Origin of the sequence: Streptomyces sp. NBC_00376, assembly GCF_036077095.1 — a bacterium.
GTDB lineage: Bacteria > Actinomycetota > Actinomycetes > Streptomycetales > Streptomycetaceae > Streptomyces.
In genome coordinates this window covers 594149-613426 of the sequence record NZ_CP107960.1, presented here as the reverse complement: position 1 = coordinate 613426, position 19278 = coordinate 594149, and the positions used below count along the sequence as shown (strand labels likewise).

Here is a 19278-nt window from a genome sequence, read left to right as displayed (position 1 = left end):
GACGCCCGCACCGCCTTCGGACGGGCTCACGACCCCGCCCACCATTCGCCCGAGTGCCCACCCTCGCTCTCGCGCCGGCCCTCGCTCCGACCCTGGTCGTGGCGCTCCCGCCGCCCGCCCCGGCCGCGGCGCACACCTGTCCGTCACCTCCCCGAGCCTGATCTTCCAACGGGGCCAGGGCGCGGGGGAGTTCGGCTCGTCGGCCGCCTCGGTCTCCTGGACGGTCACCGACGAACAGGGCGCCCGGGTGCGCGGCGGCACCAGCCGGCTCTCCGGCGGGAAGCCACCATCCCCGTCGTCGACCTCGCCCCCCGGCTGCTTCGAGCTCGCCCTGCACGCGGGCGTCGCCCCCGAACCGACCGACCTGCGCACCTCGTTCGCCGTCATCGAACCCGTGCGGCGACGCCGTGATGGGGCCGGTCGGGAAAACGCGTCGACAGGCGGGTGCCGGTCAGGCTGTGATGGCCGGTACTGCCCGCCGTTCCGAGCGGGCCGAACGCGGGAGCCGTTCTTGACCGAGGAGCGAACGGCGGACATCCACCCCGTGATCGACACCGCGCTCGTCAGGCGGCTGGTCGACACACAGTTCCCCCAGTGGGCGGGGCTGCCGCTGAAGCCGCTCGACCGGGCCGGCTCGGATCATGTGATCCACCGGCTCGGTGAGGAACTCTCCGTCCGGCTGCCCCGCCATCCGGGGGCCATGGGGCAGGCCCGGAAGGAGGCGGCATGGCTGCCCCGGCTCGCCCCGCACCTGCCGCTGGCCGTCCCGGTGCCGATGGGGGTGGGGGAGGCGGATTTCGGCTACCCGTGGCCCTGGGCGGTGTCCCGCTGGCTGGACGGCGAGGTGGCGACCGTCGAGGGCCTGGCGGAATCGGCGGACGCCGCAGTCGGCCTGGCGCGATTCCTGGCAGCTCTCCAGCGGGTCGCGCCGAGTGAGGATCGCGAGGGTCTGACCGTACGGTCACTGGCCGACCGGGACGGTGCGACGCGGGCCGCCATCGCGGCGGTGGACGGCACGTTCGACGCGGCGGCCATGACCGAGCTGTGGGACGCGGCGCTCGGCGCGCCGGGATGGGACCGTCCTCCGGTCTGGTTCCACGGCGATCTCCACGCCGGCAACCTGCTGACCACCGACGGCCGTCTCGACGCGGTCATCGACTTCGGCGAACTCGGCACCGGCGACCCGTCCTGCGACCTGACCATCGCCTTCACCCTGATGTCGGCCGGAACCCGGGCCGTCTTCCGCGACGTGCTGGGCGTGGACGACGCGACCTGGACCAGGGGGCGGGGCTGGGCGCTGGCCACCGGCCTGAACGCCTGCACCGCGTACGCCGCCGACCACCCCCGGGTCGCCGTGCAGACCGCCCGCCAGATCACCGAAGCCCTCAACGGCTGACGAGTTCGCGGGCGGCCCGGCGCTCCACCGGACGACTTCCGCTGCCCGGGGTGGGCCCGTGCCTGGCAGCGGAAGTCGACCGGGTGCGGACCGGGATCAGAAGGTGACGTCCGAGCAGGCGTAGAACGCGTTGCCGGTGTCGGCGATCGTCCAGACGCCGAGGATCAGGTGCTTGCCCGACTTCTGCGGCAGGATCCCGTCGTGGGTCACGGTGGATCCCGGCAGACGGCCGCCGAAGGGCACTGTCAGGAACGGCTGCGGATCCAGGTCGGCCCTGGTGAGGGGCTTGGCGGGGTCGTAGCCGTCCTTGGTTATGTAGTAGCGGAAATCGGTCGTGGCGTGCCGGGCCTCGATGCGCCAGCGGAAGGTGTAGCTCTGCCCGCCGGTGACCTTCGTCGCGGGCCAGGCGCCGCCACGCGGGTCGTCGAGCTCGGAGAACCGGCCGTTGCCGCCGGCGCAGATGGTGCCGTCGACCGGGCCGCGGGCGGGGAAGCCCTTCGGGCCCTCGACGCTCGGCGGCTCCCACTGGATCTGGCCGCAGTTGCGCACGGTGCCGTTGCCGCAGAGCTGCTGACGGCTGACCGGGGCGTCGGTGTAGCCATGGCTCTGAGCGCTGCCTGTGGTGACGAAGAGGGAGGCTCCGGCGATCCCGAGGCCGAGGATGAACGAGGTGATCTTTCTGCGCATGCTTCGCTCCTGGAGGAGGTGTGGGGCGCTGCGTGACGAGTGGGGAGGGCGCGCTCCACCCCACTAGGTCTAGACCAACTTCGAGACTAGTCAGGGCGAATGGTCATGTCCATACCAGTAATGCGCCGTCGGCCGACGGGCTGACGACGGCCGCGATCGGGTCGGGGGATACCGGTCGGCATGGTGGGCCGAGGGACAAAGCAGGCGTACGCTGGCAAAAACGCCTGTGCACCGCGATTGAGCGATGGAGGCGGCCCCATGACCGACCCACACGGCTTCCTCAAGTTCCCCCGACGGCCCGTCCCGGCACGCCCCGTCCAGGAACGGCTGAGCGACTGGAACGAGGTCTACGCGGGACAGGCGCGGCTCCCCCTGGTGTCCGAGCAGGCCGGGCGCTGCATGGACTGCGGCATCCCGTTCTGTCACAGCGGCTGCCCGCTGGGAAACCTCATCCCCGAGTGGAACACGTACGCCGGGCGGGAGGACTGGCGGGCCGCGGCCGAGCGGCTGCACGCGACGAACAACTTCCCGGAGTTCACCGGACGGCTGTGCCCGGCCCCGTGCGAGGACGCCTGTGTGCTGGCCATCAACGCCGACCCGGTGACCATAAAGAACGTCGAGCAGGCCATCGCCGACCAGATCTGGGAACGCGGATACGCTCCACCGCGGCCGCCCGAGCGGCTCAGCGGGAAGACCGTCGCCGTCGTCGGTTCCGGTCCGGCGGGGCTGGCCGCGGCGCAGCAGCTCACCAGAATCGGCCATACTGTCGTCGTCTACGAGCGCGCCGACCGCATCGGCGGACTGCTGCGCTACGGCATCCCCGAGTTCAAGATGGAGAAGCGTCACCTGGACCGCCGCATCGAGCAGATGCGGGCCGAGGGCGCCAAATTCCGTACGGGCGTGGACATCGGCAACGACCTCGGCGCCGCCGGGCTCGCCGAGCGAAACGACGCGGTCGTCATCGCAGTGGGTGCGCGTGGACAACGGGAGTTGCCCGTACCCGGTCGTGAACTGCGCGGTATCCACCAGGCCATGGACTATCTGACCCTGGCCAACCGGGTCACCGAGGGGGACTGCGAAGCTCCGGCCGTCACCGCCGAGGGCAAGCGTGTGGTGATCATCGGGGGAGGGGACACCGGATCGGACTGCATGGGCACCGCACTGCGCCAGGGGGCCGCATCCGTGGTGCAGTTGGACATCAACCCGGAGCCCGGCGGCGACCGTCCGGAGGGCGAGCCCTGGCCCGTCTACCCGAAGGTCTACCGGATCTCCCATGCCCATGAGGAGGCTCGGGGGCGGGCGGGTGCGGATCCCCGGGTCTTCTCCTCGGCCACCCTCCGCTTCGAGGGGGACCGGACCGGGCGAGTGCATGCCTTGCGCCTCGCGGAGGTGGAGCCGCAGGCCAGAAGGCCGCGCCCCGGGACCGAGCGGGGGATCCCGGCGGATCTGGTCCTGCTCGCCCTCGGCTTCTATGGCCCCGAACACGGCACGGGGCTGATGCGGCAGCTCGGACTCACTCTGGACGGCCGGGGGAACTTCGCCCGGAACGTCTGCTTCCGGGCCGAGACTGCGGAGCCGTCCGGGCGGGCGGCCCGCCCCGGGACGGGCGGGATCTTCATCGCCGGTGACGCGGGGCGCGGCCAGTCCCTGGTGGTGTGGGCCATCGCGGAGGGACGGTCCGCCGCAGCCGCGACGGACCGTTACCTGGCCGGCTCCACAGTGCTCCCGGCACCGATCGCACCGCACGACCGACCTCTGGCGGCTTGAGCGCCCCTCTGAGAGGTCGACCCCCTTGCGCCTGTATTACTAGTAATTCATATTCATGGTGGACTGGATGGATGGGGTGGGCGGTGGTTGGGGCGGCCCCGGTGGACCGGGTGGTCCGGCCCTTGTCGACGACTCCCGCCACGACGGTCGCAGCATGCGGCTTGAATTCGACGGTTGAGGCCGCCGAGTGAGGAAAAGTTAGTAGAGCGGGCCGGCCCGGCGAGGGTTCTCGGGTCCGTGGGGTCCATCAGGCGATCCCTCTCGCGCTTCAGCGTATATTCCTTTCGTCCGGCACGTGGTGACCGGTGTGCCGGTCCCGTGTGCCCGCATGCGGTGAATCAGTGTCTCTTTCCTGGCCAGTGCACCCCGCTGTGCCGGTTCCTTTCGTAAAGGTGCTGTGAGTGGAAAATCGTGAACCGCTGCCCGGCGGTGATCCGGAGGTGGATTCCGGTCGGGCCGGAGGGAAAGGTGCCCCGGTGCCCGCGCGCGCAGCCCTGCGTGTGGCGGCGTACCCGTTCCTGCTGGCGGGCGCGGTTTCGGTGGCTGCGACGGCACTGTGTCTCGACTGGGACCCCGACCGTGTGAGCCCGCTCTTCCTGCTCGGTGTCATTTCCTATTTCACCGTGCTCGAACGATTGATTCCGCACCGCCGGTCCTGGCATCCCAATGCCGGTGAATGGTACTGGTACGGGGTCTATTTCGTGCTGACGATGGTATCCAGTGCATTCGCACAGTACCTGGTCTCCGTCGTTGTCTCCGAGGTGTCGCCGAGTGGATCGGATCTCAATCTCTGGGCAGAAATACCGGCGGCATTGCTGACCGGTTCTCTTGCCAGTTACCTGGTGCACCGGCTCGGCCATACCAATGCGATATTGTGGCGGCTGCACGGAGTGCACCATGTGCCGGAAAAGGTCAATGTCGCCAATAATGGCGTCAATCATGTCCTCGATATCGTTCTCGCGCAGGGAACCGTTCAGCTGGCTCTGGCGCTGGTCGGATTCTCCCGGGACTCCGTGTTCGTCGTGGGCCTTTTCGTGGCCGCCCAGGGCTATTTCATCCACGCCAACATCGACGTGCGCATCGGCCGGCTCAACCATGTGCTCGCCAGCCCCGAACAGCACCGACTGCACCACAGCACAGACCTGTCCGAGGCGGGCCACTACGGCTCGGACCTGTCGATCTGGGACCACGCCTTCGACAGTTACACCTGGCGGCCCGGCCGCGAACCGGTCGCGGTCGGGCTCGGCGATCCCGCGGCCTTCCCCCGTACCGGGGAGATCGTTGCCAGCCTTCTCCACCCCTTGCGCCGTGCGAAGGGGCCCAGGACCGGTTCTGTCTGAACTGCCCTTCCATGCCGGTCCTCGGCGTCACGACTTGAGGAGTTACAGCCTTGCCCGACGTGAACAGTGCCTCCGTGAGCGAAAAAGTAGCGATCATCGGCATGGGGTGCCGACTGCCCGGCGGTGCGTCGGACCACCGCGCGTACTGGCAGAACCTCATGGAGGGCAAGGACTGCATCACACCGACACCGGCCGATCGCTATGACGTCGGCAGTCTCGGCAGCAGACACAAGGAGAAACCGGGACGTCTGATCGGCGGCCGCGGTGGATATATCGACGGTTTCGACGAATTCGACCCCGCCTTCTTCGGCATCAGCCCGCGCGAGGCCGACCACATGGACCCGCAGCAGCGAAAGCTGCTCGAAGTCGCGTGGGAGGCGCTGGAGGACGGTGGGCAACGGCCCGCGGAGCTCGCGGGCAGCAATACCGCCGTGTTCGTCGGTGCGTTCACGCTGGACTACAAGATCCTGCAATTCTCCGACCTGGGCTTCTCGTCACTCGCCGCCCACACCGCCACCGGCACCATGATGACGATGGTCTCGAACCGTCTCTCGTACTGCTTCGACTTCCGCGGACCGAGCCTGTCGCTCGACACAGCGTGCAGTTCCTCCCTGGTCGCCGTGCATCTCGCCTGTCAGAGCCTCAACAACCGGGAGACCGATCTCGCGCTGGCCGGTGGTGTTCTGCTGCACATGGCGCCGCAGTACACCATCGCCGAGACGAAGGGCGGATTCCTGTCGCCCGACGGCCGTTCACGCGCGTTCGACGCCACGGCCAACGGCTACGTACGGGCCGAGGGCGTCGGCCTGGTCGCGCTGAAACGCCTTGACGACGCCCTGCGCGACGGCGACCCCATCCACGCGGTGATCCTCGGCGCGGGGGTCAACCAGGACGGCCGGACCAACGGCATCACCGTGCCCAACGCGGACGCCCAGGTCTCCCTCATCCGGCGTGTCTGCGGCGAGGCCGGCATCACGCCCGGCGACCTCCAGTACGTGGAAGCGCACGGCACCTCCACGCCGGTGGGCGACCCCATCGAGGCGAACGCACTGAGCCGGGCGCTGGCCGAGGGCCGCCGACCGGACGCACCCTGCTACGTGGGCTCCGTCAAGACCAACATCGGGCACACCGAATCGGCGGCGGGCATCGCCGGCCTGATCAAGACCGTGCTCTGCCTCAAGCACCGCATGATCCCGCCCCACATCAACCTGGAGCAGCTGAACGCCGCCATCGACCAGGGGGCGTCCCCGTACCGCATCCCGACCGAGCCGACCCGGTGGCCCGCACATGTGGGACCCGCGCGGGCCGGGGTGAACTCGTTCGGGTTCGGTGGCACCAACGCGCACGTCGTGCTGGAACAGGCACCGGAGCGGAGCGCTCCGTCGGTTCCGCCCGCCGAACGGGCCTGGAACATCCTTCCGTTGACCGCCCGCGCCCCGGAAGCCCTCCCGGAGGTGGCGGCCGGCATCCGCCGCGAACTGTCAGGAACGCACGGCCCCGGGGTGTCGCTCCCCGACCTCGGCTACACACTGGCCCACCGCCGCCAGCATCTGGAGTCGCGGCTCTCCGTCGTGTACTCCTCGCGGGCGGGACTGGACGAGGCACTCGACGCCTTCCTGTGCGGCGAGCCGCACCCCGGAGTCGTCCAAGGCCGGCAGCTCGAAGCCGGACAGCGCGGCCTGGTCTGGGTCTTCACCGGGATGGGGCCGCAGTGGTGGGGGATGGGCCGCCAACTGCTGGACGGCGACGAGGTGTTCCTGGATGCCGTGACCCGCTGCGACCGAGTCGTCCGCTCGATTGCCGGCTGGTCCCTGATCGAGGAGATGAGGGCCGACGAAGCCGGGTCGCGCATGGGCGAGACCTGGCTCGCACAGCCGGCCAACTTCGCCGTCCAGGTGGGACTCGCGGCCATGTGGCGCCAGTACGGTGTGCGGCCCGACGCCGTCGTCGGTCACAGCACCGGAGAGGTCGCCGCCTTCTACGAGGCTGGGGTCTACTCCCTGGAGGACGCGGTGAAGGTGGTGCTGCACCGCAGCCGTCTCCAGCAGAAGCTGACCGGGACCGGCACCATGCTCGCCGTGAGCCTGCCCGAGGACGAGGCGCAGGCCCGGGTGGCCGAGTTCGGGGACCGGGTGTCCGTCGCCGCGGTCAACAGCCCCTCGGCGGTCACCCTGGCCGGCGACCGTGACGCACTGGCCGAGCTGGCGGACCGGCTCCACGCCGAGCAGGTCTTCGCCAAGTTCCTCACGGTGCAGGTTCCCTACCACAGCGCGGGCATGGAGGTGATCAAGGACGAACTGCTGGCCTCGCTGGAGGATCTCGCTCCCCGGACGGCGACGGTTCCGCTGTACCTGACCGGGCAGGAGGGCACGGCCCACGGCAGCGAGCTGGACGCGAGCTACTGGTGGAAGAACGTCCGCCACCGGGTCCGTTTCCGCTCGGCCGTCGACCGGCTCGCCGACGACGGATACGGACTGTTCCTGGAGATCGGTCCGCACCCGGTGCTCGGCCACTCCATCCGCGAGTGCCTCGAAGACCGGGGTGCGGCCGCACGGACCCTGCCGTCGATCCGCCGCCAGGAGAACGAGCCGGAGCGCTTCGCCGCCTCGCTGGCCCAGCTGCACAACCTCGGCGTCCCCATCGCCTGGGACACCCTGCACCCGGCGGGCAGATCGGTGGTACTGCCCCGCTACCCGTGGCGGCGGGACCGCTACTGGACGGAGCCCGCACCCGTGGCCCAGGTCCGTCTCGGCCACGCCGACCACCCGCTGCTGGGCCGTCGCACCACGGACACCGAACCGACCTGGGACACCGCCCTGGACACCGAGCGGCTGCCCTACCTCGACGACCACCGCATCCAGTCCACAGTGGTCTTCCCGGCAGCGGGATACCTGGAGATGGCCACGCAGGCGGTCCGCGCCCTGACCGGCGGCACCCATGTCGTGCTGACGGACATCGAGTTCCGCAAGGCGCTGTTCCTGCCGGAGGGCGAGGACCGGGCCGTCCGGCTGACCCTCTCCTCGCAGAACGCGGCGTTCACGATCGCGTCGAAGGGGCCGGACGAGGGCGGCCGGGCGGTTCACGCGAGCGGAGTCGTGCGCTCGGGCCAGCCGCGGCCGGCCGGGCCCCCCGCCGACACCGAAGCCCTCCGGGCCCGCGCCCGGCGCAGGCTGGGAGGCGAGGAATGCTACGCGGAGCTCGCCGCCCTCGGCTACCACTACGGGCCCGCGTTCCGGGCCATCGGCGAGGTGTGGATCGGCTCCGGAGAGGTGCTCGCCCGTCTGCGCCCGCCCGCGGTGATCGGTGACGACGCGGCCGGACACCATATCCATCCCGTAGTGCTCGACGCCTGTTTCCAGTCGCTGCTGACGACACAGCTGCTCGAAGCCGAAGGCACCAGCGCGGTTGCCGGTGGACCGGAACGCCGGACTACCGGGATCCGCCTGCCGCTGTCGATCGACGAGCTGCGCCTCGCCCCGGTGGGAGACCGGCCGATCTGGGTGCATGCCACGGTGACCCGCGACGGCGCGGACGAGCTCGTCGGGGACATGGCCGTCTACGCGGACAGCGGCGAGCCCCTCGGCGGCATCAACGGCTTCCGCGCCGCCGATGTGGAGAAGGCCTCCACCACGGTCGGACTCGGCACGATCGACTCATGGCTCGCCGAGACCGCCTGGATCGACAGCCCCTTCGACCCCGCCACGGACGAGGCCGGACACGGCGCGGCCACCGGCGCCGAAGGCCGCCTCACCGAGCCCACCGGCGGCGACTGGCTGGTGTTCGCCGACAGCCAGGGCGTAGGCGACGCCCTGAGCGCCCTGCTGGCCGCCCGGGGTGAGCGCTGCCACCTGGTGCGTCCGGGCGACACGTACCGGCGAGGGGGCGAAGGCGACGGGTTCACGGTCGTCCCGGGGTCCGCCACCGACCTGGAGCGACTGTTCACCGACCTGGGCGAAGGCAGGGACGGCGAGCACAGCGGCGGCGCGGGCGGCGCGGGAAGCGTCGGATCCATCGTGCATCTGTGGAACCTCGACCTGCCTTCGCTCGCCCAGGCCTCTGCGCAGGACCTCGTACGGACCAGCGCCGCCGGGGCCTACTCGCTGATCGCGCTCGCCCGCACGCTGCTCCGCCGCGGGAAGGCCGGCCGGTTGCACATCGTGACCCGTGGCGCCCAGCACGTCGAGCCCGGCGAGACCGTCGAGCCGCTGGGAGCACCGGCGTGGGGAGTGGGCCGGGTGCTCAGGCACCAGGAGCTCACCTCGCACCCCGGCAAACTGATCGACCTGGGCCCCCGGGTGCCGGGCGACGAGGAGTGCCGGGCCGAGGCCCGTGCGCTGCTGCGTGAACTCCTCACCGACGACGAGGAGGAGATCGCGCTCCGTGGTTCGGCCCGCCGGACCAGCCGCATCCGACGGGCCGAACAACTGACACACCCCCTTCCACTGCGACTGCGCACCGATGCGAACTACCTGGTCACCGGCGCCTTCGGAGCGCTCGGCCGACTGCTCTGCCGGACGCTCGTCCGGTGTGGCGCGCGCAGTCTGATCCTGATCGGACGCACCGCACTGCCTGAGCGCTCCACCTGGCGGGAGCTCGACCCCGACACCGCTGCGGGCCGTGCCACCGCCTTCGTCAAGGAACTGGAGGCGCTCGGGGCACGGGTCGTCCTGGCGCCGCTCGACATCACCGACGAAGCCGCGTTCACGGCCTGGCTGGACGCTCACCGGCGCACCGATCCGCTGCCGGTGCGCGGCGTGTTCCATCTCGCCGGTCAGGTCCGCGACACACTCGTCGAGGACATGGACCACCGCACGTTCGCCGAGGCCCACGACCCCAAGGCCATCGGTGCCCACCTGCTCCACCGCCACCTGCGGGACGAACCGCTGGACCACTTCGTGCTGTTCGCCTCGATCGCCTCGCTGCTGACCACGGCGGGCCAGACCAACTACGCCGCGGGCAACGCGTTCCTGGACGCGCTGGCCCAGCACCGCCGGGCAGGCGGGCTGCCGGGGCTGAGCGTGGACTGGGGCCCCTGGGCCACCGGCATGATCGAGGAGCTGGGGCTCGTCGACCACTACCTCCACAACCGGGGGATGAGCTCGCTCGCACCGGACGTCGGCATGTCCGTGCTGGAACGCGTCATCGGCCAGGACCGCGCCCAGCTGCTCGTCGCCACGGTCGTCGACTGGCCGGTGTTCCAGGCCTGGTACGCCTCACCGCCCCGGCTGGTCGCCGAGCTGGCGGCGGCGGCCCCCGCCAGGGCGGCCATCGGGCCGGGCGAGGGCATCCTCGAAACCTTCCGTCACGCGGACACGGCGGAACGCCTGTCCCTGGTGACCGGACGGTTCGTCGAACTGACCGCCTCGGTGCTGCGGACCGGCCCCGACCGGGTCGATCCGCAGGCCGGGCTCAACGCACTGGGGCTCGACTCGCTCCTTGCGATGGAGCTGCGCGCCCGCATCAGCTCCGAGCTCGGCGTCGCCCCGCCCGTGGTGGCACTGCTGAGCGGCACCCCGGTCGCCGAACTGATCACGCAACTCCACGACGCCCTGGCCGAGTTGGTCGCCCACGAGGCCGGCGGAACGGACACGGGCGAGGTGGAGGTGTTCGAGGACGAACTCAGCCACCCGCTGACACAGAACCAGAAGGCCCTGTGGTTCCTCAGGCAGCTCAACCCCGAGGGCTACGCGTACAACATCGGCGGTGCGGTCGAGGTCCGGGTCTCACTCGATCCCGACCGCATGTTCGAGGCCGTGCGCCGCATGGTGGCACGACACCCCGCCCTGCGCACCAACTTCCGCACGGTGGACGGCGTGCCGCTGCAACAGGTGTCGCCGGAGCAGAGCCCGGACGTCGCACTGTTCGACGTGCAGGACCAGGAGTGGGAGGACATCCACCGCACGATCGTCGCCGAGTACCGAAAGCCGTACGACCTGGAGAGCGACCCGCTCTTCCGCTTCCGCCTCTTCAAGCGCGCCCCCGACCGCTGGGTGATCATGAAGGCGGTGCACCACATCGTCTCCGACGCGATCTCGACGTTCACCTTCATCGAGGAGCTCCTGGCGGTGTACGAGGGGCTCCGCCAGGGGCAGGCCCCCTCGCTGCCGCCCGTCACCGCCCGCTACCTGGACTTCCTCAACGCGCAGAACCGCTTCCTGGCCGGACCCGCGGCGCCGCGCATGCTCGACTACTGGCGTTCGCACCTGCCGGCCGAGGTGCCGACCCTGGAACTGCCCGTCGACAAGCCCCGTCCCGCCGTGCAGACACACAATGGCGCCTCGGAGTTCTTCGTCCTGGACGGCGAGCTGAGCGCCCGGGTGCACACCCTGGCCCGCGAGCACGACGTGACCCCCTTCATGGTGCTGCTCAGCGCCTACTACCTGCTGTTGCAGCGCTACTCCGGCCAGGACCAGGTCATCGTCGGCAGCCCGGTGACCGGCCGGACCGAGCAGGATTTCGCCTCCGTCTACGGCTATTTCGTCAATCCGCTCCCGCTGCACGCGGATCTGTCCGGCGACCCGTCGGTGGCCCGGCTGCTCCAAGAGGTCCGCACCACGGTGCTGGGCGGCCTGGACAACCAGGAGTACCCCTTCGTGCTGCTGGTCGACGAACTGGGGCTCCAGCACGACCCCAGCCGCTCCGCGGTGTTCCAGGCCATGTTCATCCTGCTGACCCACAAGGTCGCCACCGAGAAGTACGGCTACCGGCTCCAGTACATCGAACTCCCCGAAGAGGAGGGACAGTTCGATGTGACGCTGTCGGTCTACGAGGACGAGGCGGAGCGCCGTTTCCACTGCGTCCTGAAGTACAACACCGACCTGTTCCTGCCGGAGACCATGCGGCGGATGGCATCGCACTACACCGCACTGCTCGACAGCATGACCCGCGCCCCGGCGGACCGGCCCACCTCCCGGCTGGAGATGCTGGACGCCCAGGAGCGCGAGCGGCTGATCAGCGAGTGGAGCGGCACCGGACGCATCGCCCTGCCCCCGGCGGCGGGGGAGGGCGGGACGGACGGATTCCGCCCGGTGCACCGGCTGATCAGCGAGACCGCCGCCCGCTGCCCGGACGCCGTGGCCATCACGGCCCCGGCGCTCCAGGGGCCGGGGCGCCGGCTCACGTACGCGGAACTGGACCACGGTTCGGACGAGCTGGCCCGGCGACTGCGCGCGCTCGGGGCCGGTGCCGGGTCGGTGGTGGCACTCTGCATGGAGAAGTCGCCCGACCTCGTCGTCGCACTGCTCGCGGTCCTCAAGGCCGGGGGTGCCTATCTCCCGATCCCGGCCGACCATCCGGCCGACCGCGCCGCCCACGCCGTCCGGGCCGCGGACGCCACCCTCGTCGTCGTCGAGGACGACGCCTGCCGGGACCGGATGGCAGGGCTGCCGGCCTTGACCCTCACGCTGCGGGAGCTGCGCGAGGCGCACCCGGACGCGGTCCACGGGCCGGACGGCCGGAGCGAGGGCGGGACCGGCGCCGAGCACCCGACGGGACCCGACTCGGCCGCGTACGTCATCCACACCTCCGGCTCGACCGGCCTTCCCAAGGCCGTGCGGGTCAGCCACCGCAACCTCGCCTCGGCCTACGCGGCCTGGCTCCAGGAATACCGGCTGGACCGCGACGTGCGGGTACACCTTCAGATGGCCGCCCCGTCGTTCGACGTCTTCACCGGCGACGTGGTGCGGGCGCTGTGTTCCGGCGGCAGCCTGGTGCTGGTCGACCGCGATCTGCTCTTCGACACCGAGCGCCTGTACACCACGATGCGCCGGGAGCGCGTCGACTGCGCGGAGTTCGTGCCCGCCGTCGTACGCGGACTCATGGACCACTGCGAACGCCGGGACCTGAGCCTGGACTTCATGCGGCTGCTGGTCGTCGGGTCCGACGTGTGGAAAGCCGGGGAGTACCGACGGCTGCACGACCTGTGCGGGCCGCAGACCCGACTGATCAACTCCTACGGGGTCACCGAGGCGACCATCGACAGCGCCTTCTTCGAAGGCCCCGTCGACGACCTGGAACCCGGCCGGACGGTGCCGATCGGACGGCCCCTGGGCAACAGCACGCTCCATGTGCTCGACCGGCACGGCGAACCGGTGCCGCCCGGTGTGCCCGGCGAGCTGTGGATCGGCGGTGAAGGCGTCGCCCTCGGCTACGCGGGCGACCCCGAGCTGACCGACCGACGCTTCGTCACCCGGACCCTGAGCCGGGAGCCGGGCGCCGCCCCCGTACGCCTCTACCGCAGCGGCGACGCGGCACGCTGGGACGCGGACGGCCGGGTCCATCTGCTCGGCCGGGTCGACGACCAGGTCAAGCTCCGGGGCCACCGGATCGAGATCGGCGAGATCGAGGCACACCTCGCCCAGCGGCCCGAGCTGGCCCGGACGGTCGTCACGGTGCGCCCCGACGCCCGCGGCGAGGACGTGCTCGTCGCCTACTGCGTCCCGGCCCGAGGGGCCGCACCGGACCGGCGCGCGCTGCGCCGGTACCTCGGGGAGCGGCTGCCCGCGTACATGGTTCCGGCACACTTCGTCGTACTGCCGCAACTGCCGCTGACCGCCAACGGCAAGGTCGACCCCACCACCCTGCCGACGCCCCGGTTCGACGCGGACGACGAACCCGAGGAGACGCCGCGCACACCCTTCGAGCTGAGCATGGCCCGGCACTGGGAGGAACTGCTCGGACTGGAGAGGGCAGGCCTGACACAGGAGTTCTTCGAGGCCGGCGGCAGCTCCATCAAACTGATCGAGCTGATCCACCGGCTGCGCAAGGAATTCGGCGTTGGCATCCCCGTCAGCCTGCTGTACCGGGTCACGACCCTGCACGGGATGGCCGCGACGCTGGAACGCCTGGCGACCGGATCGATCGCCGACGACCTGCCCTGCCTCAGCTTCAACAGCGAGCGGGAGCAGACCGTGTTCTGTTTCCCGCCGGCGGGCGGCCATGGACTCGTCTACCGGGGGTTCGCCACCGCACTGCCCGAGTACCGGCTGATCGCCTTCAACTACGTCCCCGGTGCCGACAAGGTGGCCCGCTACGCCGACCTCGTCGAGTCGCACCGGCCCGAGGGCCGATGCCTGCTGCTCGGCTACTCGCTCGGCGGCAACCTCGCCTTCGAAGTGGCCAGGGAACTGGAGAGCCGGGGACGCGAAGTCGCCCATGTGATCGTGCTGGACTCGCACCGCATCGTCGAACCGTACGAACCAGGCCCCGAGCACATCGAGTTCTTCGAGGCGGAACTGGCCGAGCACCTGCGCAAGCACACCGGATCGGACGCGGTGGCCCGCGAGACCCTCGACCACGCCGCGGAGTACCTGGCCTTCTGCGGGCGCACACCGAACCTCGGCACGGTGTCCGCGACCGTCAGTGTGATCACCGACCAGGAGAAGACGGCACTCTACGCCGCCGGCGAGTCCGGCACCTGGCACGGCAGCTCGACCACGGCCACCGCCCTGCTGCGCGGCTCCGGGATCCACGCCGACATGCTCGACCCCAAGCACGCGGCCCGCAACGCCGAGCTGGTGCGCGGCATCCTCCAGGAGGGCGGCGCCGATGGCCGATGAGACGGAGGACGACTGGAGTGTTCCCGGCCGGGAGAAGGACAGCAGCCCCCGGGTCATCGTGATCGGCGCCGGCGTCGCGGGAATGTCCACCGGGTGCTACGCGCAGATGAACGGGATGCGCTCGCGCATCTTCGAGAAGCATGTGCTGCCCGGCGGCTGCTGCACGGCCTGGTCGCGCGACGGCTACATCTTCGACTACTGCATCGAATGGCTGATCGGCACGGCCACCGGCAACGAAGCCAACCAGGTGTGGCGCGAACTGGGCGCGCTCGACGGCAAGACCATCACCAACTTCGAGATGTTCAACCGGGTGGTCGACGAGAACGGGCGCTCGGTGACCTTCTACAACGACCCGGACCGGCTGGAACACCACCTGCTGGGAATCTCGCCCGCCGACGCCCGGCTGATCCGTTCCTTCTGCCGTGATCTGCGCCGGTTCACCGACATCGAGCTGTACCCGTTCCTGACCGCCCCCGCCCTGCGCACCGTAAGGGAGAGAGCGGCGCTGCTGCGCACCGTGCTGCCCGCGTTCCGCCTGTTCTGGCGCACCGCGGCCACGCCGATGCACGAATTCGCCGACCGGTTCCAGGACCCCTTGCTCCGCAGGGCGTTCCGCAACATCTTCTTCCAGGATCCGGAGGGCTTTCCGCTCCTGCCGTACCTGTTCAACATGGCCGGCGCCCACCACGACAACGCCGGTTTCCCGCAAGGAGGTTCGCTCGGTCTGGCCCGGTCGATCGAGGAACGCTACACCGGCCTCGGCGGCGAGATCAGCTACCGGGCGCGCGTCGAACGGATCCTGGTCGAGGACGGGCGCGCCGTCGGGATCGAGCTGCGCAACGGCAGGCGGTACTACGCCGACCACGTCGTCGCGGCCTGCGACGGCCACACCACGATCCACGGTCTCCTGCAGGGCCGGTACACCGGACCGCGGATCGACAAGCTCTACGACGAACTGCTGCACCGCCCCGGCACGCTGTTCCCCGCGGTGGTCTCCGCCTTCGTCGGAGTCAGGGGCGAGCTGGGCCCCGACCGGGCCCACAGCACCACCTACCTGCTCGACCCGCAGGACGCGGAGCAGCTGCCCGGCGCACTGCAGAGCAGCGTGGTGGTGCAGATGCGCTCCGACTACTCGGACGGATTCGCGCCGCCCGGAAGATCGGTCATCCACTGCACCTACTTCAGCGACTTCACGTACTGGAAGGAACTGCGCGCTGCCGACCGCAAGGAATACCGGGAGAAGAAGCGCCAAGTGGCCGACTTCGTCAGGAGGTTCCTGGAACGCCGGCTGCCGGGCACGGGCGAGCGCATCGAGCTGGTCGATGTCGCCTCCCCGGCGACGACCCGGCGCTACACCGGCAACCACGACGGTTCCATCCTGGCCTGGAAGGCGTTCTCCGAGGCCGACGACATCGCGGCCAAGCTGGTTGGCAAGGACCGCATGCGCCTGCCGGGCCTGCGCGGATTCTCGATGGCCGGTCAGTGGGTCGGCATGGGCGGACTGATCCGTGCCGCGTCCACCGGGCGCTTCGTCGTCCAGTACCTCTGCGACGAGCTGGGACGCGGGTTCACGGCAACCGAGAGCCGAGGCACCGACCCCTGGCATCCGGGAAAGCTGGGCCGACTGCCCCAGCTCGACAACTGGTCCATGCGTGGTGACACCCGCACATGAGCACCGAGGAGAACAGGTTCATGCCGCGTTCCGAACGAGAGTCGATGATCATCATCGGCGCAGGGCTGGGCGGGCTGTCCACCGGGTGCTACGCCCGGATGAACGGCTACCGGACCCATGTCCTGGAGATGCATGAACTGCCCGGCGGCTGCTGCACGGCCTGGGACCGGGGCGACTTCAGACTGGACCCCTGCGTCAGCTGGCTCCTGGGCAGCGGTCCCGGCAACGAGATGCACCAGATCTGGCTGGAGCTCGGCGCGTTGCAGGGCAAGGAGATCCGGCACTTCGACGTGTTCAACGTCGTGCGCGGCCGCTGCGGCCGGGCCGTGTACTTCTACTCCGACCCCGACCGGCTCCAGGCCCACCTCACCGAGCTCTCGCCCGCCGACTCGGCCCTGATCAGGAACTTCTGCAAGCAACTGCGCGCCTTCCGCAAATGCCTGGCCGTCTACCCGTTCCTCAGACCGGTAGGACTGATGCCGACGACGGAACGCTGGCGCATGCTGGCCTCGTTCATCCCGTACTTCAACGTCGTGCGCAAATCCATCGGCGTGCTGATGACCGACTTCTCGGCGCGGTTCAAGGACCCCCTGCTGCGCGAGGCGTTCAACTTCATCCTGTACGAGAAGCATCCGGCGTTCCCCGTACTGCCGTTCCACTTCCAGCTCGCCTCACACGCCAACCTCTCCGCGGGCGTCCCCGAAGGAGGCTCGCTCGGGCTGGCCGAGTCGATCGAGCAGCGCTACCGCGCGCTCGGCGGCGAAGTGACCTACAACGCCAAGGTCGAGGAAGTACTGGTCGAGGACGACCGAGCGGTCGGGGTGCGGCTCAGCGACGGCCGTGAACTGCGCGCCGACATCATCGTCTCGGCCTGCGACGGACGCACCACCATGATGGACCTGCTGAAGGGCCGCTACCTCAACGAGGAGTACCGGCGCCTCTACACCCGCACCATCCGGGAACCCGGCATGGTGTTCCCCGGCTACTTCACGCTGTTCCTCGGCCTGCGCCGCGACTTCCCCGACGCCGACCCCTGCACCACCTACCTGCTCGACGAGACGGAAGCGGCCGCACTGACCGGCATCCGGCACCCCAGCATCAACGTCCAGTTCCGCAATCAGCACTACCCCGAGCTCTCCCCACCCGGGACGAGCGTCGCGTACGTCACCTACTTCTGCGACATCGCCCCCTGGCGCGCACTGGACGAAGGCCCGGAACAGGTGACCCGCCGCCGGGGCGGGCAGGAGCTGCACACGCTCCCGGTGCGCCACGGCCGCGGCTACTACACGGCCAAGCGCCGGGCCCGCGAGACACTAGTCGCGTTCCTGGAACGGCAGCACCCCGGCATCGCCGACGCGATCGCCGTCCGTGACGTGTCCAGCCCGCTCACCCAGGTCCGCTACACGGGCAACTACGACGGCACGGTCCTTGGCTGGCAGCCGTTCGTGGAGAGCGGCGAAACGCTGGAGAAGCTCGTGAAACGGCACGGCCCCGGCCTGCCGGGGCTGCGGAACTTCTACCAGTCCGGCGTATGGGCGACCACCGGCGGCCTGATCCGCGCGGCGGCGGCAGGCCGGCACGTCATGCAGTTCATCTGCCGCGACGACGGCCGCGCGTTCACCGCGTCCATCGACGAAAGCGGTCCGTCACCGACCCACCGGGTCATCGAGGTGGGGCCCCGGCCGGTGCCGCGGCCCCTCACGGAGGGCCGACCGGCCCCCGTCGGGAGAGAGGTAGCGGGATGAGGGCCAGGAAATGGGTGGTGCGCGAGCACATCGAGGGCATCCCCGACGTCGAGCGGATCTACGGCGAGATCGAGGAGGAGATCGACACCGAACTCGCCCCGGACGAGATGCTCCTGAGGACGCGCTACGTATCGGTGGACCCCTACCTCCAGGGCATCGCGCTGGACACCCCGCTCGGTGCGCACATGGGCGCCGACTCGATCATGGAAGTGCTGGAATCGGGTCCGCTCGCCGCCCACCGCCCCGGTGACCTGGTGCAGGGGTTCGGCGGCTGGCGCACCCATCTCGTCAGCAACGGCGCCGCCACCCCCTGGCAGACCGGCACGTTCCCGATGGTTTTCCCGGCCTTCCGCCGCCTGGACCCCGACTGGTACGACGACGTGCTGCCGCTGCCCACCGCGCTCGGCGTGATGGGCGGCCCCGGCATGACCGCCTGGGGCACCCTGACCAAGTTCATGTCGATCCGCCCGGGGGACACCGTCGTGATCAGCGGCGCCTCCGGTTCCGTCGGCTCGCTGGTCGGCCAGCTGGCCAAGCTCGCGGGGGCCAGGGTGGTGGGCACCACATCGACGCCGGAGAAGGCGGACTACCTCGACGAGCTGGGGTTCGACGCGGTCGTCGTCTACCGCCACGGGGACAACAGCGAGGCGGTACGGGACGCGCTGCTGTGGGCCGCGCCGGACGGCGTCGACAAGTATTTCGACAATCTGGGCGGGACCGTCACCGACGCCGTGTTCTCCATGCTCAACATCGACAGCCAGGTGGCCGTGTGCTGGCAGTGGGCCACCCAGGTGGGCCGCGACGTCACGGGACCGCGACTGCTGCCCTACATCATGTTCCCGCGCGCACACGTACGGGGGATCTTCTCGCTGGAATGGTTCACCGAACCGAACTGGCGCGCGCTCCACGACGAGCTCGGCGGCCTGGTCCGGCGGGGCAAGGTGCGCTGCCGACACACCCTCCACCACGGCTTCGAGAACATCCCGGACGCCTACCGGAGCCTCTACCGGGACAGCGGGGCCAACCGGGGCAAGGTACTCGTCGAACTCTGACCCCCTGCCCGGCGCAACCCCCGCCCCCCAGCAGTTCGCCGCACCCGTGCAAGCCAGGAGGC

8 protein-coding genes are annotated in these 19278 nt (G+C 70.2%); 7 read left to right on the top strand and 1 reads right to left on the bottom strand.

Annotation, left to right across the window (positions count from 1 at the left end):
• The first annotated feature begins 511 nt into the window (after positions 1-511).
• Positions 512-1396 (top strand): aminoglycoside phosphotransferase family protein, encoded by an 885-nt coding sequence (locus tag OG842_RS02900; protein ID WP_266727141.1) that lies wholly within the window; start codon positions 512-514, stop codon positions 1394-1396.
• 96 nt (positions 1397-1492) lie between these two features.
• Here OG842_RS02900 and OG842_RS02895 read toward each other — a convergent pair whose 3' ends face one another.
• Positions 1493-2083, bottom strand: a complete 591-nt coding sequence (locus OG842_RS02895) for a lytic polysaccharide monooxygenase auxiliary activity family 9 protein (protein WP_266727139.1) — start codon at positions 2081-2083, stop codon at positions 1493-1495.
• Positions 2084-2341: 258 nt separating this feature from the next.
• Here OG842_RS02895 and OG842_RS02890 point away from each other — a divergent pair, with 258 nt between their 5' ends.
• The 6 genes from OG842_RS02890 to OG842_RS02865 all read left to right on the top strand — a co-directional run bounded on the left by OG842_RS02890 (position 2342) and on the right by OG842_RS02865 (position 19216).
• Entirely contained in the window at positions 2342-3850 is a 1509-nt protein-coding gene (locus tag OG842_RS02890) for a glutamate synthase subunit beta (protein ID WP_266727137.1), read from the top strand.
• A gap of 440 nt (positions 3851-4290) precedes the next feature.
• Positions 4291-5190, top strand: coding sequence for a sterol desaturase family protein (locus OG842_RS02885; RefSeq protein WP_401874996.1), 900 nt, complete (start codon positions 4291-4293; stop codon positions 5188-5190).
• 50 nt (positions 5191-5240) lie between these two features.
• Positions 5241-14747: a non-ribosomal peptide synthetase/type I polyketide synthase gene (locus tag OG842_RS02880; protein WP_266727135.1), complete on the top strand. Its 9507-nt coding sequence runs from the start codon at positions 5241-5243 to the stop codon at positions 14745-14747.
• Positions 14737-16419, top strand: a complete 1683-nt coding sequence (locus tag OG842_RS02875) for a phytoene desaturase family protein (protein WP_266727133.1) — start codon at positions 14737-14739, stop codon at positions 16417-16419. Before OG842_RS02880 ends, OG842_RS02875 begins: the two co-directional genes overlap by 11 nt.
• 20 nt (positions 16420-16439) lie before the next feature.
• The gene (locus OG842_RS02870) at positions 16440-18164 is read left to right on the top strand and encodes a phytoene desaturase family protein (RefSeq protein WP_266727131.1); all 1725 of its coding nucleotides are present in this window, start codon (positions 16440-16442) and stop codon (positions 18162-18164) included.
• The gene (locus OG842_RS02865; protein ID WP_266727129.1) at positions 18161-19216 is read left to right on the top strand and encodes an MDR family NADP-dependent oxidoreductase; all 1056 of its coding nucleotides are present in this window, start codon (positions 18161-18163) and stop codon (positions 19214-19216) included. Before OG842_RS02870 ends, OG842_RS02865 begins: the two co-directional genes overlap by 4 nt.
• Positions 19217-19278: the final 62 nt, after the last annotated feature.